24 protein-coding genes and 2 pseudogenes are annotated in these 25,115 nt (G+C 59.4%); 9 read left to right on the top strand and 17 right to left on the bottom strand.

Going from position 1 to position 25,115, the window contains the following annotated elements:
- Positions 1-16: 16 nt before the first annotated feature.
- Positions 17-745, top strand: a complete 729-nt coding sequence (locus DXY29_RS03785) for an SDR family NAD(P)-dependent oxidoreductase (protein WP_115023078.1) — start codon at positions 17-19, stop codon at positions 743-745.
- Here DXY29_RS03785 and DXY29_RS03780 read toward each other — a convergent pair.
- On the bottom strand, positions 727-1,122 hold the full coding sequence (locus DXY29_RS03780) for a DUF2237 family protein (RefSeq protein WP_115023076.1): 396 nt from the start codon (positions 1,120-1,122) through the stop codon (positions 727-729). The genes DXY29_RS03785 and DXY29_RS03780 overlap by 19 nt on opposite strands.
- Before the next feature lie 111 nt (positions 1,123-1,233).
- Between DXY29_RS03780 and DXY29_RS03775 the strand changes: the two genes are divergently transcribed.
- Positions 1,234-1,464: a hypothetical protein gene (locus DXY29_RS03775; protein WP_115023074.1), complete on the top strand. Its 231-nt coding sequence runs from the start codon at positions 1,234-1,236 to the stop codon at positions 1,462-1,464.
- Positions 1,465-1,498: 34 nt separating this feature from the next.
- Here the strand turns inward: DXY29_RS03775 and DXY29_RS03770 are convergent, their stop codons facing one another.
- The 3 genes from DXY29_RS03770 to DXY29_RS03760 are packed head-to-tail and all read right to left on the bottom strand — an operon-like array spanning position 1,499 to position 6,411.
- On the bottom strand, positions 1,499-1,771 hold the full coding sequence (locus DXY29_RS03770) for a DUF4090 family protein (protein WP_115023072.1): 273 nt from the start codon (positions 1,769-1,771) through the stop codon (positions 1,499-1,501).
- A 46-nt stretch (positions 1,772-1,817) separates the two neighbouring features.
- Complete coding sequence (gene metH, locus DXY29_RS03765) at positions 1,818-5,444, bottom strand: methionine synthase (RefSeq protein ID WP_115023070.1); 3,627 nt, start codon at positions 5,442-5,444, stop codon at positions 1,818-1,820.
- 52 nt (positions 5,445-5,496) lie between these two features.
- Entirely contained in the window at positions 5,497-6,411 is a 915-nt protein-coding gene (locus DXY29_RS03760) for a branched-chain amino acid transaminase (protein WP_115023068.1), read from the bottom strand.
- A 65-nt stretch (positions 6,412-6,476) separates the two neighbouring features.
- On the opposite strand from DXY29_RS03760, the gene cobN reads away from it, so the two are divergent.
- Complete coding sequence (cobN, locus tag DXY29_RS03755) at positions 6,477-10,205, top strand: cobaltochelatase subunit CobN (RefSeq protein WP_115023066.1); 3,729 nt, start codon at positions 6,477-6,479, stop codon at positions 10,203-10,205.
- Here the strand turns inward: cobN and DXY29_RS03750 are convergent.
- The 7 genes from DXY29_RS03750 to DXY29_RS03720 are packed head-to-tail and all read right to left on the bottom strand — an operon-like array spanning position 10,195 to position 16,291.
- Positions 10,195-10,749, bottom strand: a complete 555-nt coding sequence (locus DXY29_RS03750) for a hypothetical protein (RefSeq protein WP_115023064.1) — start codon at positions 10,747-10,749, stop codon at positions 10,195-10,197. The genes cobN and DXY29_RS03750 overlap by 11 nt on opposite strands.
- A gap of 27 nt (positions 10,750-10,776) precedes the next feature.
- Positions 10,777-11,424 carry a PHP domain-containing protein gene (locus DXY29_RS03745; RefSeq protein WP_115023062.1) on the bottom strand — a complete coding sequence of 216 codons (648 nt, stop codon included), beginning with the start codon at positions 11,422-11,424 and terminating at the stop codon, positions 10,777-10,779.
- Position 11,425: 1 nt separating this feature from the next.
- A complete protein-coding gene (gene hemJ, locus DXY29_RS03740) occupies positions 11,426-11,998 on the bottom strand; it encodes a protoporphyrinogen oxidase HemJ (protein ID WP_115023060.1) in 573 nt (190 codons plus the stop codon).
- A 35-nt stretch (positions 11,999-12,033) separates the two neighbouring features.
- Positions 12,034-13,521 carry a cryptochrome/photolyase family protein gene (locus tag DXY29_RS03735; protein ID WP_115023058.1) on the bottom strand — a complete coding sequence of 496 codons (1,488 nt, stop codon included), beginning with the start codon at positions 13,519-13,521 and terminating at the stop codon, positions 12,034-12,036.
- A 2-nt stretch (positions 13,522-13,523) separates the two neighbouring features.
- Positions 13,524-13,811, bottom strand: coding sequence for a hypothetical protein (locus DXY29_RS03730; protein WP_115023056.1), 288 nt, complete (start codon positions 13,809-13,811; stop codon positions 13,524-13,526).
- A complete protein-coding gene (gene uvrC / locus DXY29_RS03725) occupies positions 13,808-15,799 on the bottom strand; it encodes an excinuclease ABC subunit UvrC (protein ID WP_115023054.1) in 1,992 nt (663 codons plus the stop codon). Before uvrC ends, DXY29_RS03730 begins: the two co-directional genes overlap by 4 nt.
- A gap of 9 nt (positions 15,800-15,808) precedes the next feature.
- Positions 15,809-16,291: a flavin reductase family protein gene (locus DXY29_RS03720; protein ID WP_115024162.1), complete on the bottom strand. Its 483-nt coding sequence runs from the start codon at positions 16,289-16,291 to the stop codon at positions 15,809-15,811.
- A 69-nt stretch (positions 16,292-16,360) separates the two neighbouring features.
- On the opposite strand from DXY29_RS03720, the gene coaD reads away from it, so the two are divergent.
- The gene (coaD, locus tag DXY29_RS03715; protein ID WP_115023053.1) at positions 16,361-16,852 is read left to right on the top strand and encodes a pantetheine-phosphate adenylyltransferase; all 492 of its coding nucleotides are present in this window, start codon (positions 16,361-16,363) and stop codon (positions 16,850-16,852) included.
- Position 16,853: 1 nt separating this feature from the next.
- Positions 16,854-17,960, top strand: coding sequence for a hypothetical protein (locus tag DXY29_RS03710; RefSeq protein WP_115023051.1), 1,107 nt, complete (start codon positions 16,854-16,856; stop codon positions 17,958-17,960).
- Here the strand turns inward: DXY29_RS03710 and dacB are convergent.
- From dacB to dapF, 5 genes are all read right to left on the bottom strand, one after another.
- Entirely contained in the window at positions 17,905-19,209 is a 1,305-nt protein-coding gene (gene dacB / locus DXY29_RS03705) for a D-alanyl-D-alanine carboxypeptidase/D-alanyl-D-alanine-endopeptidase (RefSeq protein ID WP_115023049.1), read from the bottom strand. The two genes, DXY29_RS03710 and dacB, sit on opposite strands and share 56 nt — an antisense overlap.
- Positions 19,209-19,715, bottom strand: coding sequence for a DUF4330 domain-containing protein (locus DXY29_RS03700; RefSeq protein WP_115023048.1), 507 nt, complete (start codon positions 19,713-19,715; stop codon positions 19,209-19,211). The genes dacB and DXY29_RS03700 overlap by 1 nt, the downstream gene beginning before the upstream one ends.
- Before the next feature lie 62 nt (positions 19,716-19,777).
- Positions 19,778-20,494, bottom strand: a complete 717-nt coding sequence (locus DXY29_RS03695) for a DUF1995 family protein (protein ID WP_115023046.1) — start codon at positions 20,492-20,494, stop codon at positions 19,778-19,780.
- 12 nt (positions 20,495-20,506) lie between these two features.
- Positions 20,507-21,679: a cysteine desulfurase family protein gene (locus DXY29_RS03690; protein WP_115023044.1), complete on the bottom strand. Its 1,173-nt coding sequence runs from the start codon at positions 21,677-21,679 to the stop codon at positions 20,507-20,509.
- Positions 21,666-22,748: a diaminopimelate epimerase gene (gene dapF, locus DXY29_RS03685; protein ID WP_115023043.1), complete on the bottom strand. Its 1,083-nt coding sequence runs from the start codon at positions 22,746-22,748 to the stop codon at positions 21,666-21,668. Before dapF ends, DXY29_RS03690 begins: the two co-directional genes overlap by 14 nt.
- 278 nt (positions 22,749-23,026) lie before the next feature.
- Between dapF and DXY29_RS13915 the strand changes: the two are divergent.
- Positions 23,027-23,104: pseudogene (locus DXY29_RS13915) on the top strand (hypothetical protein); the annotation flags it as partial.
- Here the strand turns inward: DXY29_RS13915 and DXY29_RS03680 are convergent.
- On the bottom strand, positions 23,101-23,364 hold the full coding sequence (locus DXY29_RS03680; protein WP_115024160.1) for a DUF3104 domain-containing protein: 264 nt from the start codon (positions 23,362-23,364) through the stop codon (positions 23,101-23,103). The pseudogene DXY29_RS13915 and the gene DXY29_RS03680 overlap by 4 nt on opposite strands.
- 226 nt (positions 23,365-23,590) lie before the next feature.
- Between DXY29_RS03680 and DXY29_RS13325 the strand changes: the two genes are divergently transcribed.
- The 3 genes and pseudogenes from DXY29_RS13325 to DXY29_RS13635 form a co-directional block, all read left to right on the top strand.
- Positions 23,591-23,767: a hypothetical protein gene (locus tag DXY29_RS13325; RefSeq protein WP_170952103.1), complete on the top strand. Its 177-nt coding sequence runs from the start codon at positions 23,591-23,593 to the stop codon at positions 23,765-23,767.
- 207 nt (positions 23,768-23,974) lie between these two features.
- Positions 23,975-24,184, top strand: coding sequence for a phospholipase D-like domain-containing protein (locus DXY29_RS03670; RefSeq protein ID WP_115023039.1), 210 nt, complete (start codon positions 23,975-23,977; stop codon positions 24,182-24,184).
- A 130-nt stretch (positions 24,185-24,314) separates the two neighbouring features.
- Positions 24,315-25,115, top strand: a pseudogene (locus DXY29_RS13635) (calcium-binding protein); the annotation flags it as partial.

The following is a 25,115-nucleotide window of genomic DNA, read 5'->3' as shown; positions in this document are numbered from 1 at the left end:
TCCGCAGCAAGATCACATGGTCGAAGCGTCCTCGACCGATTGGGTTGGCCTGGCCTTGGTGGTCGGTCCTGGTGGCATCGGTTCGGCGGTCGCGGCGGAACTGAGGCGGTCCTGTCCTGGCCTCAAGGTTCTGACGGCTGGACGTCATGGGCCATCAGCCTGCTCGCTGCGTTTGGACATCGAGAACGACAGCGATCTGGACGGTCTGGCCGCAACGCTGCGTACACAGACGCTGCCCCTGAGGTTGGTCTTCAACTGCGCCGGCCGTCTGCACGGACCTGAGCTTCATCCAGAAAAACGTCTTCAACAGGTCGTCCGCTTCCAGTTGGAGCAGCAATTCGGAATCAATGCCATTGCTCCGATCCTCCTGGCCAAAGCGATTGAACCTCTACTGGAGCGGGATCAACCATTCCATTTCGCCAGCCTGAGTGCCCGGGTGGGCAGCATTGGTGATAACCGCAGTGGCGGCTGGTACGGCTATAGGGCTGCTAAAGCGGCGCAGAACCAGCTTCTGCGCTCTCTGAGCATTGAATGGTCCCGCCGCTGGCCCCTGGCCACAGTCAGCCTGTTGCATCCGGGCACAACGGACACAGCGTTGTCTCGTCCGTTCCAGAGCTTTGTCGCCCCCGAGAAGTTGTTCAAACCCGAGCGAGCTGCCCGGCAGTTGGTCGAGGTGCTGCTTCAACAGACCCCAGCCAAGTCAGGAAGCTTTCTCGCTTGGGATGGTCAGTCGATCGACTGGTGAGCGTGTTGCTTCAGCTGCTCGAGGCTGACCACGTTCAGAGCTGTGTCTTCTGTCGCCTCTAACCGGACAAGGGGCGCAACGCCGTCTTCATAGGCCTGTTTCCATCGCGGTGCACAAACACACCAGTGATCCCCAGGTTTCAACCCGGGGAATTGAAACGCTGGCACTGGGGTCATCAGGTCATTGCCCTGGGCCTTGCTGTAACGAAGAAACTGTTCGGTCATCACACAGCAGATGCTGTGCTGGCCGTGATCCGTTGGATCGGTTTGGCAGAGACCATTGCGATACCAGCCCGTCATCGGCTCGCAACTGCAACTCTGAAGCGGTTCCCCGAGAACGTTGCTGGCCGGTGAAAATTCGGGGCTATTGCTGGACATCTGACTGCTGGAGAGAAGGGGAGTCTGCCCAAGGACTGGCACATTTTCACTCCAGACGGTTGACGAACCCCTGGGGGAGCGGGTTAAAGGTCATTCAGTCATGTCCACTCGATGGATTGGGAGTTCACTGAAGACGCTGCGTTTCTGGCGCTCTGCGATGCATTTCGCGAGAGCGGCGAAAGCTCACCGATCGAGTTCCTTGCCAATGGAGAGGGAGCTTTTCATTTCCAGGACCTGGCCCAGAACGCCGCAGGGGAAGGCCTTGACCTGAGTGAGTCCAGCGCCCTGGAGTCGTTTCAGCAGGAGGTGATCGACACCATGGAGAAGCTCTGCCAGGACTGAGTCAGGCAGAGGCAGTCTCTCTATCAGTCCGGAATCATCCGTAGAAGAAGGCGATCTCTTTGTCCTTCAGACCCTCCCATCCGGCCTCCTGCAGCCTCTGATTCAGAGTCTCCTGGTCGAAATGCTTGGCTCCGGTCTTGACCACCCGGTTGCGCATCGACTTAACAACACCACTACGAGCACGCTGACTCTCAAGATCCATCACCTGGTTGTAGAGAGCGAGCATTGCTTCGGGAATTGGACTTCCATCCAGATCAACACCCGCCTTGATGGCGGCATCAACACCATCAGGTCCGGCAATGGCCATGGTGAACAGAACAGGGCGCCTCAGGTTATGGGACGTCCTGCTTGGCTCAGGCGCTGAAGTACCGAGCTTGCGAATGAAGAGCTACGAGTGCTGTTGTGCTCTGCTCCGGTTCGAGCTGATCGCTGGCGTCCATCGTGAGGCCGATCCGTTCGGCATCAAGCCACTCCAACTGTTGCCTGGAATCGGCCACATTGGGGCATGCGGGATATCCGAAGGAGTAGCGACTTCCGCGATAACGCTGAGCCAGAACATCCCGCAGCACCATGCCGTCGGGATCAGCAAAGCCGAGTTCCGCACGCATCCGCGCGTGCACCCACTCCGCCATCGCCTCAGCCATCTGAACGGCAAGACCATGGAAGTACAGGTAGTCGCTGTAGCGATCGCCCTTGAACAAGTCCTGCGCCACAACTGACGCCTTCTGTCCCATGGTCACGGCCTGCATGGGCAGCACGTCGGTGGGGCGTCCATCAGAATCCAGATCATTGAAGAAATCGGCGATGCAGTAGCGGTTGCCGGACCGTTGACGGGGCAGATCAAATCGGCCTAATTCCCTCGTGCCATCGGCATCGAACACCCTGAGGCTGTTCCCATCGCGCCCCACAGGGAAGTAGCCGTAAACCGCCCGCGGGGTCAAGAGTGACTCGTCGATGCAGCGCTGCATCCACTCCTGCAACACCGGCTCCGCCTTCTCAGCCAGCATCGCCTCGTAATCGTCCCGGCTCTGCTCCTTCGTTTTGCGAAGCATCCACTGACCGGCGAACAGGGCATTGCGGTCGAGGTAGTCAAAGACCTCGGCAATGTCGATGTCGTCTTCGGTGATCACAGCAGACCCCAGGAAGGGCGGCTTCGGTGCGTCTTCAGCGGGGACAGCCTCAGATCGATCTGAGGTGACGGGAGGCAAATCCGCTGCTGGAGCATCCGTAGCGGAGGCGGAAGCCTCGACAGCCTCCTCAGAGAGTTTCGATTCTTCATCCAAGCCAACGCCCTGAGGTGCGTCTGCCAGGAATCCCTTGGAGTTGGTCCAGTTGTCGTTCCGCTTGGCATCCATCAACGCGTCCATAAAGCGCAGATCAGCGAAGGCATCTCGTCCGTAGATCACCTTGCCGTCGTAAACCTCGCGGCAATCCTTCTGAACAAAGCGTGGCGTCAGCGCCGCACCGCCAAGGATCACAGGAACATCGATTTCTGCATCATTGAAGGCCTGGAGGTTGTCCTTCATGAAGGCCGTGGACTTCACCAGCAGTCCGCTCATAGCGATGCAATCGGCCTGGTGCTCGCGCTGGGCTTCAACGATGGCTTCACAGCTCTGCTTGATCCCCAGGTTGATCACCTCATAGCCGTTGTTGGTGAGGATGATGTCGACAAGGTTCTTGCCGATGTCGTGCACATCGCCTTTCACCGTGGCGATCAGAAACTTGCCCTTGCTGGTGCTCTCCCCTTCGATCTGCTCCATGTACGGCTCCAGATGAGCCACTGCGGATTTCATCGTCTCGGCGCTTTGCAGCACGAAGGGAAGCTGCATCTGGCCACTGCCAAACAGCTCACCCACCACCTTCATGCCATCAAGCAGGAAGGTGTTGATGATCTGCAGGGGGGGATAGGTCTGCAGCGCCTCATTGAGAGACGGTTCCAGGCCGATGCGTTCCCCATCAATGATGTGTTGCTTCAGCCGTTCCTCGATTGGGAGATCCGCCAATGAGGGGCCTGACGCCCGGGCTTCTTTGGTGCTGACGCCTTCAAACAGCGTGGTGAGCTCGGTGAGCGGGTCGTAAACGCAGATGCCTTCGTCAAAGCGCCGGTTGTCGTTGATCAGATCACGACAGACTTTCTGGTGGTCTTCGCTGATCTTGATCAGCGGAAGAATCTTGGCGGGGCTGACGATGGCCGCATCCATGCCGGCTTGGCAGCAGTCGTGCAGGAACACCGAGTTGAGGGTGATCCGTGCCGCCGGTGACAGGCCGAAACTCACATTGCTGACTCCCAGCACCACGTGAACGCCTGGGAGGTTCTCCCGGATCATTCGAATGGAATCGACGGTCGCCCGGGCATTCAGGCGATCTTCCTCAATGCCAGTGGAGATGGGCAGCGCCAGAGGGTCGTAGAAGATCTCGTGGGCCGGAATGCCGAATTCAAGGGCGTCGCGATAGGCCCGTTGGGCGATCGCGAACTTCTTCTCAGCCGTTCTGGCCATTCCGTCTTCATCGATCGTGCCGACGACCACGGCAGCGCCGTAGCGCCGGGCCAGTTCAAGCACCTTGAAGAAGCGCTCATCGCCGTCTTCGTAGTTGGTGGAATTGAGGATGCATTTACCACCAGCCACCTTCAGGCCAGCCTCCATCTTCTGCCACTCAGTGGAGTCGAGCATCAGGGGAAGGTTGACGTTGGTGACCAGACGACTCACCAGCGCATGCATGTCCCGTTCGCCATCGCGACCGACGTAGTCGACGTTGACATCGAGCACGTGGGCGTTCTCCTTCACCTGGCCGCGGGCCACCGACACCAAACCGTCCCAGTCCTCCTCCGCAAGCAGTTCACGCACCTTGCGGCTGCCGCTGGCATTGAGCCGTTCGCCAATGATCAGAAAAGAGTTGTCCTGGTAATACGGCGTGACGCCGTAAATCGATGATGCGGCCGGTTCATAGTTGAGGCTGGGGCGAACGTCCTCAGCCGTGGCGCAGTGCCAGCGGGATGGGCGTTCCGCTGGCTTGAGCTCCTGAGCAAGTTCTGCCAGGCTGCCGATGTGGGCGGGAGTGGTGCCGCAGCAGCCACCGATCACCTGCACCCCGAGATCTTCAACGAAGTGCATCAACTGCATCTTCAACTCCACCGGGGTCAGGCGGTAATGAGCCACACCACCGATGTTTTCCGGAAGACCAGCATTGGGAATACAGCTGACGGTGAAGGGGGAATGCTCCGAGAGGTAGCGAATGTGCTCCTTCATCTGCTCGGGCCCGGTGGCGCAGTTCAGACCGAGGATGTCGATTGGGAAGGGCTCCAGGATCGACACCACCGCTGCGATGTCCGTGCCGACGAGCATGGTCCCAGTGGTTTCCATGGTCACCGACACCATCAGCGCCCGCCGCTCACCGGTGGCCTCAAATGCCTCTTCAATGCCCTGCAGAGCTGCCTTGATCTGCAGCACGTCTTGACACGTCTCAACAATGAACAGGTCGACGTTGCCGGCAATCAGGCCCTCGGCTTGCTCGCGGAACGAGGCCCGCATCGTGTCGAAGTCGATGTGGCCCAGGGTGGGCAGCTTGGTGGTTGGTCCCATGGACCCAGCCACAAATCGGGGTTTGTCAGAGGTGCTGAATTCATCGGCGATCTCCCGGGCCAGCTCCGCCGCCCGTTTGTTCAGCTCAAAGGCCTTGTCCTCAAGGCCGTACTCCGCCAGAACGATGGATGCCGCACCAAAGGTGTCGGTCTCGATGACATCGCAGCCCACCTCCAGGAACTTGCGGTGCACAGCCTTAACCGCGTCCGGTTTGGTGACGGCGAGGTTTTCATTGCAACCCTCCAGTTCTGGCCCACCGAAATCGTCAGCCGTGAGACCAAGGTCCTGAAGGCTGGTGCCTGTTGCACCGTCGAACACCAGAACAGGCCTGTCGGGACCGTGCAGATGGTCCAGGAAGCGGGAGGTGGTGAGTTGCCGGGTTGCATGCGCCACCACCATTCCGTTCACTCCCGGGAAGACAGCTAATCCTAGGAAAAGCTCAGGACGAACTTCAGGCGATCGGAATACGGGTCACCCAGTGCTCATAGGCGGGGTCCCGACCTTCGGTGATGGCCACAAGCTTGGTCTTCAAAGCATTCATCACGGGACGCTCGGCGTTCAGAACCGTGGATTCGATCTGCCGAATCGGCGTCACCTTGGCGGCCGTGCCTGACAGAAACACTTCATCGGCGATGAACAACTCGGTTTTGTCGACTGGCCGCTCGATCACAGGGATCTCCATCGCTTTCGCCAGCTCAATCACGCTGGCGCGGGTGATCCCCTCGAGGATGTCCTGATCGACCCCAGGCGTAATCAGTTGGCCATCGCGCACCAGGAAAAGATTCATGCCGCTGGCTTCGCTGATCTTGCCGCGGCTGTTCAGCAGCAGGGCCTCGTCGAAACCGCTCTGTACGGCTTCCGTCTTGGCTAGCGAACTGGTGATGTAAGCGCCGGAGATTTTGCCGCGCAACGGCAGCGAGCGATCCTCCTGGCGGGTCCAGCTGCTGATCCTGCAGCTCACCCCTTCCGGGGAGAGGTAATCCCCCAGGGGGAGTCCGTAGATCAGGAAATCGGTCTCAATGTTGTGCAGTCGCGGAGCGATGCCCAGATCACTGGTGTAAACGAAGGGCCTCAGATAGATCGGCTGGTCAGGCTTGTTGGCCCTCAGCATTGCGGTGAGTGCGGAGAGGATTGTCTCCTCACTCAGATCAGTCAGCAGCAACCTGGCGCTCTGGCTCAAGCGGCGTGCATGCCGATCAGCGCGAAACAACAGCATCGTGTCGCTGTTCTGCGGATCGGGAATGGCCCGCATCCCGCCGAACGCTCCGGTGCCGTAGTGCAGGGCGTGGGTGGCGATGGAGATCCTGGCCTCCTCGAAGGGAACGCACTGGCCCTGGAACCAGGCATAGGGCAGGAACTGATGCATCACCTTGATGAATCCGATCGCTGAATCTTCTCACCACCGGGCACCACGAGACGGAGAATGGAGCCATGCATCGTCTTGCCACCTGTCCGGGTCTGGACCCACCCGAAGACGTGGTGCTCGTCGAGCAGCCAGGCGCAGATGTGCTGTTCTTGACCAGCGCCGGCACAGATATCAGTTGCCTCGACGCCTGCCTTCCACTCATCCCGGCCTGGAACGAGCGGATCCGCGCGTTGCCCCTGAGTTGTCTCGAACACCCAGCTCAGCTGGACCACTACCTCAACACCACCGCCCAGGCTGCTCAGTTGATCGTGGTTCGACTGCTGGGAAGCCGTGGGCACTGGAGCTACGGGTTCGAGCAGCTGCAGCGATGGTGCAGTGATGCACCGCACCGGGAATTGATCGTCCTGGCCGGAACCGCCGACCAGACCAACGAACTCCATGGACTTGGCTCCTGCAGCCCTGAACTAGCTGATCAGCTGTCGGCACTACTGCGGGAGGGAGGTATCGAGAACATGGGCCAACTGCTGCGATGCCTCGAGGCCCTGCTTGACGGCAGCCCACCGTCCCCAAAGAGCATTGCGGTGGTGCCATGCCCGGACCCCATGCCCTGGGACTGGCGGGATGAATCCGGGGCCACGGTGGGAGTGGTGCTCTACCGAGCCCAGTTTCAAGCAGGTGATCTCGCCCTGGCGGATGCCTTGAATGAAGCCCTGCGGAGGCAGGGACTGCGACCCTGTCTGCTCTGGGTCAGCAGCTTGCGAGACCCCGCAGTCCAGGCCGGAGTGCATGACCTGCTCCTGCAGCAACGGGCAGAGCTCGTCATCTCAGGCACGTCTTTTGCCTCGGTCCAGGCGGAACAAGCCGGCTTGGGCAGTCCGCTGTGGGATCGCCTGGATCGACCGGTGTTGCAGCTGCTCAGCAGCAGCCGCAGCCGCGCCCAGTGGCTGGAGAGCAGCCAAGGGCTCAATCCGATGGATCTTTCGCTGCAGGTTGTGATGCCGGAACTGGATGCGCGGATCACCACGCGCCCGTGCGCTTTTCGTGACCACCGGAAGGCCACCGGACCTCTAGCCACAGCCATTCCCTCCCTAGAGCCGGATTCAAGGGGGATTGGATGGCTTGCAGAGCACAGCCGCCGCTGGATCGAGCTGCGCCAGACGCCATGCGCTGACCGTCGTATCGCCATGGTTCTGGCCAACTATCCCGTCCGGGATGGCCGTGTTGCCAATGGCGTCGGTCTCGACACTCCTGACAGCACGTGGCGGATGCTCACCTGGCTAGCGGAAGCGGGCTATGGCCTCGGGACGGAGTCTTTGCCAAGCACGGGGGATGCCTTGATGCAACAGCTGCTGGCCGGACGGACCAATGCACCGGAGGGACAGAACCGACCGCCACTGGATCATCTTCCCCTTGCCATCTATTTGGACTGGTGGAGCACAATTCCTGAGCCGGCACGACGCTTGATCGCGTCCCGTTGGGGCCCGCCGGAGAGCGCCTGCGATCTGGACGGAAGCAAGGGTTTTGCGATTCACGGGCTGCGCTTCGGTCACGTGCTGGTGTTGATCCAACCGGATCGTGGTTACGACGCTGATCAGATCGTTGATCTTCATTCACCAGATCTTCCACCACCGCACCGTTATCTGGCCCAATACCTCTGGCTACGCAAGGTGCATCAGACGCAGGTGATGTTGCATGTGGGAAAACACGGCAGTTCTGAATGGTTGCCGGGCAAATCGGTGGGACTGAGCGAGAACTGCGGCCCCGACCTGGCCCTCGGTTCCATCCCCCACCTCTATCCCTTCATCGTCAACGACCCCGGAGAAGGCTCCCAGGCCAAACGACGTGGACACGCCGTCGTTCTGGACCACCTCACACCTCCTCTCGGCCGTGCAGGTCTGCATGGACCATTGCAGCGCTTAGAAGGGCTTCTCGATGAACTGGTAGAGGTTCGTCAGCTCGGGGGTGAACGGGCGCGGGTGCTGGAACAGTCGGTTCATGCCACCTTGCTGACCCTCAACTGGCCTGGAATTCCCAGTGAGGAGGAGCTTCGACGTCAACCGGAACTCCTTGAGACCTGCCTGGATCAGGCAGAGACCTATCTCTGCGAACTGAAGGAATCGCAGATCCGCACCGGGCTGCATCGGTTCGGCGTCGCTCCTTCTGCCGCCGCCGCCGATGAACTGCTGATCGCACTCGCCCGACCGCCCCGGCAAGGTCAGCCAGGGTTGCTTCAGGCCATGGCCCAGCAAGCGAGCCTGGCGTTCGACCCCTGGCAACAGGATGAAGGTGAGCGGCTGTCTGAGACGGACCAGAACCGGCTAAGCAGGCTGGGCGGCTCGGATTGCCGTCGGGTCGGAGATGGCTGTGACTGGCTTGAGCAGCAGGCGCTTCTGTTGATTCGACAGGTTGTCCACGGAGAACGAAGCGACGGGCTGGCCGAACCCTTCAAGAACTGGGACCCGGATGATCGCTGCCTGTTCAACCTCCGCAACGAGCTCTGGCCCCGCTTGAACGGTTGTGCCGGCGCCGAAAAATCGGCCTTCTTGCGGGGCATTCAAGGCCAGCGCATTGCAGCAGGACCCTCAGGAGCTCCGAGTCGTGGACGTCCCGATGTGCTTCCCACGGGCCGAAATTTTTATTCGGTCGACCTACGGGGTTTGCCCACGGAAGCGGCCTGGGATCTCGGGCGTCGGTCAGCGGAGCAGCTGCTGGACCTTCATCTGCTGGAGCAAGGGGAGCCATTGCGCCATATGGCTTTATCGGTCTGGGGAACTGCCACGATGCGCAATGGCGGAGAAGACATCGCCCAACTGCTGGCCCTGATCGGTGTTCGGCCGGTCTGGGATGGCCCCACCCGGCGGTTGGTGGATCTCGAGGTCATTCCGGCTCGATTGCTGGGTCGACCGCGAGTGGATGTTGTGCTGCGCATCTCTGGACTGTTCCGCGATGCCTTTCCCCAGTTGGTGGGCTGGGTGCATCAAGCCCAGTCGATGGTCGCAGTGCTCGATGAACCGGACTCAGTCAATCCTCTGGCGGGTCTGACCCGTGAAGGGGGACCCCAGGGCCGCATCTATGGATCAGCCCCAGGAGCCTATGGAGCCGGTCTTCAGGCCCTGATCGACAGTGGCAGCTGGGAGTCACGCTCGGACCTCGCGCAGGCTTTCCTCAGCTGGAGTCAGTGGTCCTATGACGGCTCCGACGCTCCCAGCCTTGATCGCTCCGGACTCGAGCAGGCACTGGGCAGGGTGCAGGTGGTTCTGCACAACCAGGACAACCGCGAGCATGATCTGCTCGATTCAGACGACTATTACCAGTTCCAGGGTGGGCTGAGTGCAGCCGTGGAAGAGGTGTCCGGGGCGCGTCCGCAGCTGTGGTTTGGGGACCACTCACGCCATGAACGGCCTCGGATGCACCATCTCGAGAAGGAAATCGACAAGGTGATTCGCAGCCGGATGCTCAATCCCCGCTGGATCGAGGGAATGATGCAACACGGCTACAAGGGGGCCTTCGAAATGGGGGCCAGTCTTGATTACCTGTTCGCCTATGACGCCTCCACCGATCGTGTACCCGATTGGTGTTACGGAGCACTCTGTGACCAGTGGTTGAACCAGCCCAGGATCCAGGAGTTCCTAGGCACCAGCAATCCCTGGGTGCTTAGGGATATGGCGGAACGACTTTTGGAAGCCTCAAATCGAGGCCTTTGGGGTACCGCAACTGCTGAACAGTTGCAGCTGCTGCAACGGCTGGTGAACAGCAGCGAAGCCAAGATTGAACGGGGCAGCTCTATTTGTTGAGATCGCGGACCATCTGACGGAAGGGATCGATCGATCCAGGCTTGGAGGATGGTGCAGAGGAGCCAACCTTGGCCGTCGGTTCCGCCGGGGCCTTTAGCTCTTCCTTGCGACCGACAGGAGCTGCATCAGCCGCAGCAGGGGTATTCACCCCGGTGATGGCCGTGCCCTTGAGGCGCTGGCTCATCTCCTTCGTGCTCACCTGTTCAGCAAAGGTTTTCTTCACCGGCTTGGGAATGCCGGCTGTGATGTTGACGGATTCATCCTTCTTGACGACACCGCCAAGGCCTTCGCTGCGCTTCTCAAGCTTCTCGGTTTCGGCAGCCACCTCCATGATCTGTTCCTTCGTTCCGGGGCTGGCAGCCGTGCCGGGGAAGGTGCGGCGAATCGTTTTCGACTCCCGCATGTAGTTCACATCCCCCAGTGAGGATGAGGAATCTGCATCGAGGAAGAACTCCGCCGGCTTCTCCTTCGCTGGCTTGCGAGGCTCAATCGAGGAGTCGGACTCTGCGGAATCCTTTTTCAGCAGACGATCCAAGAAGCCCATGTCGACCGGAACTGAGATGGACCGAACTTAGCGGCCACGAAGGTCAATTCCATGGGTATCAGTGCCACACGTACGCAAAAGGCCAAGGTTGCCGAGCTGACGATCGATGGAGTCGCAGATCAACGGGCTGGCAGACCAGGTCGTTTGCATGTCGTAGTCGTACCAGGCCTCACCCCCATCGAAACCCAGCCGAGCCGCCTCGTTGATCAGAACGTCATGGTCAAGGCGATACCGGGCGGGATGAGCAAGGATCGCCAATCCGCCGGCGGCATGAATGGCCTTGACCACCGCCTCGGCACGCAACGGTTCACCAACGACGGCATCACCGCGGTTGTAAGGCTGAAGTGCTTGATGGTGCAGCTCAAAGCCGAGGGCCAGCACATGCACAAGGCATCCCTTCAGCAAAGCACTGATTTCCATCCCGCTCCAGACCATGGGACACACAGCACCGGCGCCGCGTTGCTGATCTAACCAGGCACGGATCTCCCTGTGGGCCTGGGAGCTGTGGTGATCCGTCACCGCCAGGTGCTGGAGCCCCAGCTCGGTGGCCTGTTGGATGAGCTCGAGCGGTTCGAGGCTTCCGTCACTGCAGACGGTGTGGCAGTGAAAGTTGTGCGTGGTGGGGCAGCTCGACGGTCCCACCTGCTCGAGGACGGCCTTGAGGGGGTGGGTCATCTCAGGCTTTAGCAGAGGCTTCAGCCCGCAGACGCCGCCAGCGGGCATAGAACTGGATCGACGCGGCCATGAACACCACCAGGGCAACGATGAACCAGGTCGCCGCGCTTGTGGGGAATTGCGTCTTGAACACCACCAGCATCACCACGATCACCAGCAGCAGGGTGGGCAGCTCATTAAGAGCCCGAAGCTGCTTGCCCGACCAGGCGCAGGTGCCCGCGTGCAGTTGGCCCATAAGCCGATAACAAAACACGTGATAGGCCAGCAGGGCTGCCACAAAAGCAAGTTTGGCGTGCATCCAGCCCTGCTGAAGCCAAGACGGTTGAGCCAACAGCAGGCCGATGGCCATCGAGACAGCCACAGCCATGCCGGGCGTGGTGATGATGTTGGCGAGACGTTTCTCCATCAAGGTGTACTGATCCCGGAACGGCTGTTGCAGTTCCGGCGCCAGCTCCTCGGTTTCGACGTGGTAGATGAACAGGCGCACCAGATAAAAGAGGCCCGCAAACCACACCACAACCCCAACGATGTGCAGGGTCTTGAACCAGAGGTAGGCCTCGGGCGAGAACGTCATCAACACAGCCGATCTGAAGCGACCTTACGCAGGGTTCAGGTGAGCCCGTCAAGAAAATCGCTGGCCCGGCGCTGATGGGCCAAGAGAGCATCAGGGCCCATGCGATCCAGGTTTCGGGCCATCATCGCCAGCCGGTATTGGCGACGGAAGAAGTCCTGATGGCGGTGGATGAAGGTCCAGAACAATCCATCCCAGGTGTCGCACCACTCCCCCTTGCGGTAGTCCGACATCTTGCGCACGTAATTCGAACCCGACAGATAGGGCTTGGTCGTGAACAGCCCACCATCGGCGAACTGACTCATTCCATAAACGTTGGGCACCATCACCCAGTCGTAAGCATCGACAAAAAGCTCCATGAACCAGGTGTAGATCCGGGTTGGATGGAATCCGCAGAGGAGCATCACGTTGCCCAGGAGCATCAAGCGTTCGATGTGGTGGCAGTAGCCGGTCTCGAGCGCATGACGGATGGCGTCATCAATCGGGGGCAGGCCCGTTGATGCGGTGTAGAAGGCAGAGGGAATCGGTCGGTCTTCGAAACCCCAGAAATTGCCCTTTCGCATCTCCACCCCATGGCGCCGGTACATCGCGGCCATGAACTCCCGCCAGCCGACGACCTGACGCAGAAATCCTTCAAGTGAATTCAAGGGAACATCGCCGCTCGCAGCTCGCTCGAGCGTGCGATCCAGCACCTGTTGTGGCGTGAGCAACCCGATGTTCAGCATCGGTGTGAGCACGCTGTGCCACATCACCCGGTGCTGGGTGCTGATCGCATCTTCATAGGCCCCGAACTCTCGCAACCGTTGGTCGAGAAACGCATCCAGCCAGCGGGCAGCATCCAAATGGGTCACGGGGTAATGAAACGAATCCCAGCTGCCGATACCAGCCACACCCTCCTCGATCAGCTGCTGCCGCGCTTGGTCAACGGCTGCCGTCGAGCGCTCCACTGGTGGATCAGGAACAACGATGCCTTTGGGCAGCTTCTTGCGGTTATCGGCATCAAAACTCCAGCGCCCGCCAACGGGGCCACCCTCAGGTTCGATCAACAGATCCAGTCGCTTGCGCTGCATCTCGTAGAAGCGACCCATCAAGGGCTTCTTGCCAGCAGCGAAGTGTTCATCGATCACCGCAGCTGGGGTGAGCAGCATCGGTGTGGGGACGATTTCTAGGCCGCATTGATGCCGCGATGCAAAGGCTGAGATCCGTTTCGAGAGGACGTCGTCCACCGGATCCGCCAGATAAAAAGAGCGGTATCCCTGGGCCACAAGATCAGCCAGGATCTCAGCGGTGTCGCCCACCTGCCCCTGCAGAACGCGAAGAACGGTGAGGCCCTTGGCTTGAAGCATCTCGGCGTAGGCCGTCATCGATGCTCGATGAAGGAGAAGACGCTGCCGATGCACCTGCATCGGCCAGGTGGGGTCGGAACCAAAGAAGAGCGGATCCTCGATCAGGGCAACGGGCCGTCCTGGACGAATCGCAGGATGATGCTCAAACAGCTGATGGGGAAAAACGAGGCTGAGGTCCACCGTCAGCTGTCCTCACCCGCAAGACGGCAGGCACGACGACCGAGGGCGGTGGCATAGGCCCGGTCCACAGGACCGGACATGGGGCTCAGCTGGCCGGCCCGGCAATTCATCACCACCTTTTCGTGATGGCCTTGCTGGTCGTTGAGACGCAGCACCAACTGCCAATGATTCTTGGCACTGCGGGTGATGCCGTCGGCACACACAGGCCCTGTGCAGAGGCCGGGAGACGCCCAAACCGGGGTGGCGAATAGAAGCACTCCTGCCAGGGCCATGCAGAGATGACGGATCATGCGGAGAGTTCCTGAGGCTGTTCTTCTAAAGCAGCCCCGTCAACACCGTCGTCCCCGTCCTCTGAAGGGTGGAAGAAGTCATGGATATCGCGGGCCAGCGCGGGGCCCACACCAGGTGCTTTGGAGAGGGTCTCGATCGACGCCAACTGGATGGCATCGATCGAATGGAAATGGGCCAGAAGATCCTTCACCCGCTTCGGCCCAACCCCTGGGATGTCAGACAGGCGAGACCGCTTCATCCGTTCTCCCCGCTGCTGGCGATGGAAGGTGACGGCAAAACGGTGAGCTTCGTCCCGCAACCGGCGCAGAAGCACAACACCGAGCTGGTCCGGTTCACTCTCCAGCGGTTGGCTTTCACCCGGGAGAAAAACCTCTTCGCGCTGTTTGGCGAGCGAGCAGACGTTCAGATCCTCATGTAGATCCAGTTCGCGCAGGGCCTCCATCACGGCGGAAAGCTGGCCCTTGCCCCCATCGATCATCACCACATCGGGCCAGTCGTTAAGGCCGTCGGTTTGCAGCGCACTGCCGCCTTTGTGTCGCAGCGCCCCCACATCCACCCCCTCAGCTTTCGCCCGAGCCCAACGTCGAAAACGGCGACGCATGATTTCCGCCATCGCCATGAAGTCGTCGCTGTGGCCAGCTCGGATGCTGCTGCTGCGGATTTTGTATTTGCGGTAGTGCTGCTTGGCGGGCAGTCCATCAATGAACACCACCTGCGAGGCCACGGCATCGCTGCCCTGGATGTGGCTGATGTCATACCCCTCAATCCGCCGCGGCGGGGTCGGTAACTCCAGCAGCTGCGCCAGATCCTCCGTCGCCAAAGACTGCTTCTCCTGCCCCTGCTTGGCGCGAAGCAACTCAAACTCAGCATTGCGCTGAACCAGTTCGATCAGGTCGGCCTTTTGCTGGCGCTGCGGGCAGTGGATCTGCACCCGACGCTCCCGTTGTTCCGACAACCAGTCCTCCATCAGCGTCTGCTGGGGCAAAGCGTGTTGAACCAAAAGCTCGGGCGGAACCTCAACGGAATCCACCTGGCTGTAGTGCTCTTCAATCACGCGCTGCAGGATCAGGCCAGGCTCCAAACCAGACGCATCGGCGGTGTAGCCGAGACGTCCCACCAGCTTCCCGGCCCGCATCTGAAACAGCTGGACGGCCGCCAGCCGATCATCAAACGCAAGGGCAAGAACATCACGGCTCACGGAAGAGTCCGGCAGGCTCATCTTTTGGTCTGCGGTGAGCTGATCCAGACCCTGAAGTTGATCACGCACGCGGGCTGCCGATTCGTAATCCATCCGCTCGGCGTAACGCCCCATCTGCTCCTGAAGCAGCTGTTGCAACTCATCGCTGCGGCCCTGAAACACCATCGCCACCTTGCGAATGGTGCGGTGGTAGTCCTCGGAGCTGATTTTTTCCTGACAAACCCCAGGACAACGGCCGATGTTGTAGTTGAGGCAGGTGCGGTCGGGATACATCGGTCGTGGCCGCTGCCGCAGCGGGAAGACGCGTTTCACCAGGAACAGCGTGCGACGCAACAGCCCAACATCGACATAGGGCCCATAGAAGCGATCCAGGGGACTGCGGAAACGACGGCGACGGGTGATGAAAATCCTTGGATAGGCCTCACTCCAGGTGATGCAGAGGTAGGGGTATTTCTTGTCGTCCTTGAGCAGCACGTTGAAGTGCGGCTGATGGTTCTTGATCAGGTTGGATTCAAGAACGAGGGCTTCCGCCTCGCTGTCGGTCACGATGAACTCGATCTCGCAGACCTGGCGCGTCATCAGGCGGATCCGTGGCGACAGATCGTGCCGACTGCGGAAATAACTGCGCACCCGACTGCGCAAGGACTTCGACTTACCGACGTAGAGGATCCGGTCGTCGCCGTCCCGCATCAGATAGCAACCCGGTTCAGCGGGAATCTCCTTCAGGCGGTGTTCAAGACGTTCAGGCTGCGTCAGCAGCGGTGAACCGGGAGCTGGAGCTGGATCCACCTCGTCAGCTCAGCCGCCGTAATTCCAGCCGGTGCTGGCCAGATTCAGCGCATCACCATCAGCGATCAGACGCGCTGTTTTCACTTCTCCAACAAAGACCGTGTGGTCACCATGCTTGATCGACCCCACGAGTTCGCACTCCACACCACCGACGGCATCGGTGAGGAGAGGCAAGCCGAGCTCTCCCTCTTCAAAAGGTGCCGCCTCAAAACGACCACCAAGCGCCTTTTGGGGCTTGAAGAAAACGGCAGCCAGATCTTTTTGGTCGGCCCGCAGCACATTCAGGGAGAACTTGCCGGTGGCTTCGATGATGGCGTGACTGCTGCTGTCGGCTCGAACGCCCATCACCACCAGAGGTGGTTCGAAGGATCCCTGGGTCACCCAGCTGGCGGTGAAACCATTGACCTCATCGCCGTTGCGAACGCCGCAGATGAAAAGCCCATGGGGGATCTTGCGGAGCAGGACCTTCTTGGCGTCAGCGTCGAGGCTCATGGCACGGGTGCGATGGACGAAATCTAAACAGCAATCCGCTGCATAGGATCCGCCCATCGCTGATTCCCGATGCGGGCGCTCTACCCAGGCAGTTTCGACCCCCTCACCAACGGTCATATGGACCTGATTGAGCGGGCGGTAAGTCTCTTTGGCGAAGTGGTCGTTGCCGTGCTCAGCAATCCGAGCAAGCGACCTGCCTTCACGATCGAAGAACGAATCGAACAGATCCGCACATCGACACACCATTTGTCTGGCGTTGAGGTGATCAGTTTCGATGGCCTCACGGTGAACTGCGCTGTCACCCATCGCGCCGACTTAATCCTGCGGGGCCTGCGAGCGATGAGTGACTTCGAATATGAGCTACAGATCGCCCACACCAACCGGTCGCTAGCGGAGGATCTGGAGACCGTGTTCATGGCCACGACTGCTCGGCACAGCTTCCTCAGCAGCTCCGTGGTGAAGGAAGTGGCCCGCTTTGGCGGATCCATCGACCACATGGTGCCGCCAGAGGTGGCGAAGGACCTCAACAGGCTCTTTAATTCGGCTTTCCCAACCAGCTGAGATGAACGACGTCCGGTTCACCGTTCTCGATCAACTCGACCAGTTGGAGGAAGTTGTTCTGGAAGGCAGTCGACTCCCTTTCACCGGCGGACGTCTGGTCAATGAAACAGATGCCGTGGAGCTTCTCGATGCCGTACGGGAAGGACTGCCAACAGATCTTGAGCGTGCCGCCAAGCTGATTGATCGGCGCGACGAGTTCATTAACACCGCCCGCAAGAGCGCAGAGGAGATCGTTGATCAGGCCCAGCGCCAGCGCGAACAGCTGGTGAACAATGCCGCCATCCGCCAGGAAGCGGAGCGGCAGGTGAATGAGATGCGTGATCAGACCCGCCAGCAGTGTGAGCAACTGCTTCAAACGACGCGTCAGCAGGGCGCCAAGCTCGAACAGGAGATGCAAAGCAAGCTGGCACAGATGGAGCAACAGTTCTCTGCCCGCCGGCAGCAGCTGGAGCAGGAGGCCCTGGAGCGTCGCCAGCAGCTGGATCAAGAGGCGATTGAACTGAAGCGTCAGCACGCCGAACAACACGAAGCGAGCCGCCAACAGGCCCAGAAACAAATCCAGCAGATTGAGAAAAACGCTGTTGAGCTCAAGCGGCAACACGCAGATCAGCATGAAGCCAACCGCCAGCAGGCGCAGCTTCAGCTTCAGTCGATGGAGAAGGAGATTGCCGAGCTCAAGCGTCAACATCTTGAGCAACACGAGAACACCCGCCAACAAGCACTGCAGGACCTGGAAACCATCCGCCGTGAAGCCCTGCGCCTTCAGAAGGAAGGCCGCGACGAGGCCGAACGGATCCACAACGATGCGCTTCAGTTCCGCCAGCAGACCCAGCAGCAGTGCGAATCGCTGATCCAGCGCAGCCGTCAGGAGGCTGCAGGTGTTCAGGATGGCGCTAACCGTTACGCGGAACAGACCCTGGGCGAGCTGGAAGTGCGTTTGAAAGAAATGGCCCAGGTGGTCATGGCCGGGCGTCAGGAGCTATCCAAGATTCAGACCATCCGTTCAGCTACCCCTGCGGCCAACGGTGGAGAGGACTCCAAGACCGTGCCGATTAGTCGGGCACACCGTGCGGCGTCCCGCCTGCGTTCCATGAGGGGCAACGGCTGACCCGCTGGCTTGCCAGAAGGATTTCACCCATCACGCTGTTGGGTGCATAGGCCCCGTTGGCGATCATGCTCAGGTATCGAGGCCCATCAGCGGTTTCAAGAATTCCCGAAATCGAGCGAACACCGGTCAGGGTTCCTGTTTTGCCCCAAAAACGCCCTTGGAGCGACGTACCCCGGAAGTAGTTGCGCAGCGTTCCCCTCTGCCCGGCGATCGCCATCGACGCCTGGTAGTAGGCCCCCAGGGGATGTTGCGCCATGCGCCACAGCAGAACGGAGAGGGAACGACTGGTGAGACGGTTGCCCCTTGAGAGTCCACTTCCGTCCCTCACCCGTAGACCCGTCATGGGAAGTCCCTGCGCCTGCATCCAACGGGTGGTAGCCAGGGCCGCACGATTGACATCCCAGGCGTCTGCGGCTTCGCGCATCAGTACTTCGGCGGTGAAGTTATGGCTCTCCGTGTTGGCAAGGCTGAGCAGAGCATGCATCGGCGCTGAATCCTCGCTATGCAGCACCACACTCGCTTCATCACTCCGCGCAGTTACCGCTTCTCGGGTCTGCTGGTCAACCATCTGAAGACGGATCTGCCCCCCCTGCTGACGGATGGTGGAATTCAGAATCCGCTGCAACCGTGCCGCTGGATCCATCACCGCCATATGCAGTGCATTGCTGGTGAGAGCGAGGCGGGTGATCGGAGCGCCATAGGCATAAGAGCGATCCGCCGGGTCCCAGTCGGCGGGCCACCAGCGCTGCCGCGGTTCCTCTCGCACCATCAACTGCACAGGCACTGTTGAAAGACTGGTCGGGGTGCGAGAGCCGCCCTGGCCGAGCGCCACCATGGCGAACTTCTGGATCTCCGCAATGCTGAGGTCGGGATCCCCTTCCCCAACAATTTCAAGCGTCCCATCGGCATGACGCAACAACTGCGTTTTCAGCCTGAAGTCGGGACCGAGGCGATCCAGAGCAAAGGCCGTGCTGACCAGTTTTTGATTGGATGCTGGAACACGGGGAACCCCCCCGTTCAAATCAGCCAGCAACTGGCCGCGTTGATCCACAACGCTGACGCTCCACACCCGCTTTTCCGGACCTACTGCGGTTTCCAGGGCCGATTGCAATGCGGGACAAAGCGCTCCACCGGAGAGCAGCGCCTGGCCTTGGCGTTGAACCACCGGTGGAGGTGCCAGCAACGGAGTTGCTGCCCTCAGAGGCAACTGGGGCGCCAGCAAAAGCAGGGTGAATAGAGCAGAGCGCATCACAGAGGCGTCACTCCACTGACGACACCGTTTAAGCGGTAGAGACGTCCTTCAAGCTCGACGGGGACACCCACCTTGAGCTTGGTCCCGCCGATCACAACACCTGAAGGTTTGATCTCCGCATTGGCCTCCATCACAAAACGAGCGTGTCGGGGGAGGGCGGTGCTGGGGGCATCAGCAACAACCACCGAACCATCGGGCTGAACTGCCGTCAGGGAATTGGTGAGGTCATCCACCGAAACCAAAGTCACACGGCCGGCCGGTTGGTTCCGTATCACGATGTTGAGCGCCGCTTCCTCCCGGGCTGAATTCAGCAGTTGCTCAGGATTGGCGCTGTACAGATGACGCACATCCACGCTGACCTGCACAGGCTTCACGGCACCAGTCGCTTTCGCGACTGCATTAGAGAGCTTTGGGGACCAGATCACTCCACCCAGAGCTGCCAGGGCGACAACAGCTGCCACTGCATCGATGGGAGAAAAGGATCGCAGCCTGTTGAGCACCATCGAAGGGGAGCTTGGGCACGAACCTTAAAGAGTGTCTGATCCTGGATCAAGCCAACCGCATCTCAATTGCGAAGACCATCAAGGAAGCGATCAACTCCGGAGAGCTGTTGCTTGATGCTGTCAGGATCTTCCCCAGCCAGCAGAGCTGCGGTGGTGTCAGGGTCCGGGCGTTCGGGAAGCACCTCCAATTGCCGGTACCCATCGGGATCCTGGCGATAGAGACGCCAGTCATCGGGGAAGCAGCGCATCAACGCTCCTCCATCCAACGGCTGGAGCCAATAGGCCTGTTGCCAACTGGCCACGAAACCCTTGCGGCGCTCCCGGGCCACGCTGCCGATCCCGACAGCGGCGTCTTCAAGACGTCCATTCAGCATCAGGATCACTCCGGCATGGTTTTCGCACAAGGCCTGGAACTCCTCGTAATCAGCGGGCGAAGGATTCACCGCGAGGAGCAGGCGCGTATCGGGAGTTGTGCTGTCCGAGCGTTTCAGCTGATTGAAGTCGAGGATCACGTCTTTGAGGTCCTCCGCATCACGCCGCGCCAGGGCTGCAGCGCCGGCGTCGGGCCAGACCATCACCAGCTGCTGACCGGTAGCGATGAGTGCACGGGCCAGCCGCACCGCCACCGGCAGCAGTCGCAACCCCTCAAAACGCAGGCTTGCTGCCCAGCGTTGGCCGTCGCCAGAACCCACCGCTGCCAGGGCGGCTTGCAACATAGCCTCCTCGGCTGCAAGCAGATCCGCGGGGAGGTCGAGACAGGGGGCGTCGGATTGAGTCATCGCCAAAGCATGTCAGGGAAAAGCCCTCAATACGGATTCAAAACGGCCTGGAACGGCGTCGAGGTCCTGATCAGAGAGCCATGGGCCAAGGGTCAGGCGCAGCCCTGACTGCCGTTCAGGCTCGGGAATCCCCATGGCCGTGAGAACGACACTGTCTGAGCTGCTTCCACTGCTGCAGGCGCTGCCACTGCTGCAGGCCACACCCGCCGCTGCAAGCCGCCGCACGAGATCGCGACCCGGCAGAGGCATGCCATCGGTCGACTTCACCAGCAGCGCGATGTGGTGGGGCAGACGGCCTGACAGCTGGGGGCCGCAAAGCCGGAGCTGGGGAAGCTCCAGTAGGCGCTCAAGCAGTTGATCGCGTTGGCGACGGATCTTCACTGCGCTGCCAGGGGGTACGGGATGCGTAACGGGGTCAAAGCTTGGAAGCACCTTCAGAGCTTCTGCCATACCGCTGACAAGAGCGACGGGTTCAGTACCGGAGCGCAGGCCATGCTCCTGTCCACCACCGCCCTGGAGCGGTGAGAGGGCAACACCTGGGGCGCGAATCAGCAGGCCCACGCCGCGGGGACCACGGAACTTGTGGGCGGAGAGGGTCAGCAAGTCGACCCCGAGCCGCTCGAACGGGAAACAGCCCTGCGGTACGAGTTGGGTGGCATCGCTGTGGATCACGATGCCGCGCTCGCGGCAGGCCTGGGCAACCTCGATCAGAGGTTGAAGCGCACCAATCTCACCCTGGGCAGCTGTGAGGGACACCAACCGCGTCGGAGCAGACAACAGCTGATCGAGTTGGTTCAGTCGCACCACCCCCTGCCCATCGACAGGCCATTCAGCAACGCTCCATCCCTGGGCCTCGAGTTGGTAAGCCGCAGCGATCACCGCTGGATGCTCCACTGCAGAGATCACCACACGGCCGGGAGCAAGACCCGCGGCACTGCCGAGAAGGGCGAGATGGACGGATTCAGTCGCCCCCGAGGTGACGATCAACTGATCCGCGCTGACACCAAAACGATCAGCAGTACACCAGCGGGCCCGTTCGAGGGCCTCCGCAGCTGCCAGCCCTGCTCCATGAAGACTGCTGGGGTTCGCCCAGGCCGTTTGCTGGAGCTGCTGCATGACTGCGATCACCTCCGGCAGCGGCGGTGTCGTGGCGGCAGCATCGAGATACAGCTCAGGGCGTGTCACGCTCGAACCGCGCCTTGGTGCGTTGCTCCAGTGACTCACTGGCGAGATTGAGCATCGAATCGAGAGAGGTGGAGTTCAGAAAGTTCTGCACCTGCTCCAGGGCGGCCGCTTCGTCCTCTGGACTCGCTGCAGGCGTCACCTCTTTGGCGGGTGAGGGATTGGTGCTGACCTGGTTAACGGGACTGACCTGGGGAGCTACGGCAGACGGACCAGGAACCAACTCTGGCGTCAGGACACCATCAAACACTGCCTCCGCCGGTCCAGTCATCAGCACCGAACCGCTTCGATCGCGCCATTCGATCATCAGCGGACCGCCGGGAAGTAGAACCTCGGCACAGTCATCGGCGAGGCCCAACAACACTGCCGCCACGAGGGTGGCGCAGGCTCCGGTGCCGCAGGCCAGGGTCGGACCTGCACCCCGCTCCCATACCCGGATCTCCAAACGCTCACGGCTGTGAACCTGAAGGAAATGAACATTGGTTTTGGCCGGGAACGCTGGATGCACCTCCAGGGCAGCTCCCCAGGCCTCAAAGGGAATGCTGGCGAGATCCTCAACGGGAACCACCACGTGAGGGTTGCCCATACCAACAGCGGCCACTCTCAGTTGATCGTCCTCCAACATCAGCACCCCCTGGGGCAGACCGTCCTCCGGCATCAGTGTTGTGGGGATGCCTTCCGGCGTGAGGAACGGAGGCCCCATATCCACCCGCAACTGGCGGTCCGCCATGAGTTCAGGGCGAATCATTCCCGCGAGGGTTTCGATGTCCCAACTTCGTCCTGGCGCATCTCCATCGGTATCGGCCAGATAACGCGCCAGGCAACGAATGCCGTTGCCGCACATCTCGGCCTCACTTCCATCGGCATTGATGATCCGCATGCGCAGTTCACCCTCGGCCTGAGGTGGAAGCGCCAGGATCAGGCCATCCGCGCCAACACCGAAACGCCGATCGCAGATATGGCGCACCCAGGCGGGATCGGGATCACTGATGGCATCGGGCAGTTGTCCCTGCCGGCCCTCCACAATCAGGAAGTCGTTGCCAAGTCCCTGATATTTGCTGAACTGCAGCATTTGTTTATATAGATGGGGTTAGAGCGGTTTTGAGCGGTTGGTATCTGGTTGGTATTAGGCGCTGATGGCCTTCAACAGATCGCATGACTCGGGTTCACGCATACCGGCTGTCGACTCGACCGCGCCGCTCAATCCGGTGGTGCATCCAGTTTAAAAAATCTTTGATACCAACTCTTCTGACCATCGATACCAACTGATCGGAAAAAACAAGACTGGGACAGGCTTTGCAGCAGTTTCGGCAGGAGTGCAGCACAGAATCTCCATAGACACCACTCCTCAAGACACGCGTGCACCTAAGTAGGGACGCTGCAAAGCAGGTCTTGCAGGAGTTATATCGCGTTGACTGGCAGCGTTAAGCAGCTACTGCTTCGTGGATTCTGGGGACGATATGGGTCACCAGGTCGGCGTTAATCCAACGGATAAAACCGGTGTCCACATTTGCCACTTGGAAAAGGGTCGGAACCTTGGTGTTCCTTGCTCCAGCTTCGACAAACACGACATCCCCCATCCACCAGTCACCGTTCTCTTCAACGATCACGGTCATCCCTGCTTTGACGTGCAGGATCAGTGGGTCGCGGTCAGTCCGTTGCGTAACGACCGAATGATCAACCGACATTCCACTTCTCTTGTCGCTATCCATCAGGTAAGCAGTAGTACACGTGAACTGCAATGGGTGAAACCGACGATTGAAGTTCGGCTGACCGTCGATAGAGCAGCGTTACCTGCTGCAACCCGAATCGTTAAGCCACCCAAGGTTATGTAACGAGCCGAACTTTTTGTCTCAACTTGCCCATACGGGACTCGATTTGCTGCCTATTTATTGGGTTAGCAGAGATAGAGGCATGAAAGGGACCAAGACCAAACTCACCACCTCTCCAGAGGGCTTCGAGCTCTACAGGGTTTGCGACCGAGAAGGCGTCTGCCATGAGGTCAAAGGCATGTGGGCAGCAGAGCACCTCGCTGAGGACAACGCTGTGATGACAGCCAAAAGGACGCAGTACTCGGACGATTGGGTTTAGAGCGCTGAATCCGAAGACATAGGAGAGCAGCTCTGGAAGGAGTTGCACCGCGTGGGCTGGCAACAAGTGGACCCTTGCTGGGGAGCTTCTGCTGAGCCTTAGAGCTGCAGAGAGGCTATGGGGGTTTTCACGCCGTGATGTGCATGTAGTTAGGGCTCGGAAAATTGCACTGGAATTTCGTAGTCAGCTCAACCACAGCAACGCAAAGTGATCACGGGGTCCTTCAACTGGTCACCCTCTGCTGCACACACCAACGATGAAACTCTGCTGGTGATCCACTCACCTCAGCTCGTCAAACACCTCACCCGCGTCATGGATCACCTCAGGGACACCGCTGAACTGGGAATCACTCCGCACATTCAACGCAAACTCGACCGTCAACGGATCCGATGCGGTGATGAGTTGGAGAGGCGCTGAAACCTGTAGAATTACAAAAGAAAATTAGGAGAAGCCCTAATCGTCAATTCAACAAACCACAAATACACAGAATTTTGATGGACAAAATACAGACAAAAGGTAACGGAATAAACCCAGAATTGCGCCTAAAATGACATATACAACATATATACAGCAAACAGTTTTTGAGACCGAAGGAAGCCTTGGCCTTCTTTCAGATAATTCACAACAAATATACACACAGCTAAATGGTAAAAAAATATTTTTTACTCTCTCTGACGGCAGAAGATTCACCAAGCAGCTTTATTCATCCGTCCCCTGGGACTTTCACTCTGCAGAAAAGGAGGGATCATACATTAAACTTATTGCAAAAAATAGAAGGACAATAGCGAACCCTTCTTACAATATAAGAAGCGAGGCCAGGCTGGATCAAAACTTTTTTGAGGTTTACACCTTTGACTTAGAAGGAAAGTTAATAGCCGCAGAAGTGCCACCAAGTCAAAAAAACGGCTTTGACACATCTATTGCTCAAGATAAATCAAGGCTGGCGGAGCTAGGAGTAACAAGAAATTGGACAGACCTGGAAACATGGGGAATTCAAAACTTACACCTTCTAACAGAGAATGAAGTCGCCCTATGGGGGGACATAAGGTTGGAAAGATGGGCTTACTGCAAGTACAAGGATCTATATCCAAATCAACCAATGCTTAAAGGTCTTGGCGTTGAAGATGGTGAATCATTGAACAACGGGGATAATCTTTTTTTTGAAGGCGACAAATTCCATGTCACATCCAATGATGTGATGAAAGGTGGAGCTGGCGATGACACTTTGAAAGGTATAGCGGGCGATGACACTTTGAAAGGATCCGGAGGCAAAGACCTCCTCTATGGAGGCATGGGAAATGATGACCTAAGAGGCAGTACGCACGGTGACACAATCTTTGGTGAAAGT

It is taken from the genome of Synechococcus sp. UW69 (assembly GCF_900474185.1).
In the GTDB taxonomy this organism is placed as follows: domain Bacteria; phylum Cyanobacteriota; class Cyanobacteriia; order PCC-6307; family Cyanobiaceae; genus Parasynechococcus.
This window is presented reverse-complemented; position numbering and strand designations above follow the sequence as displayed.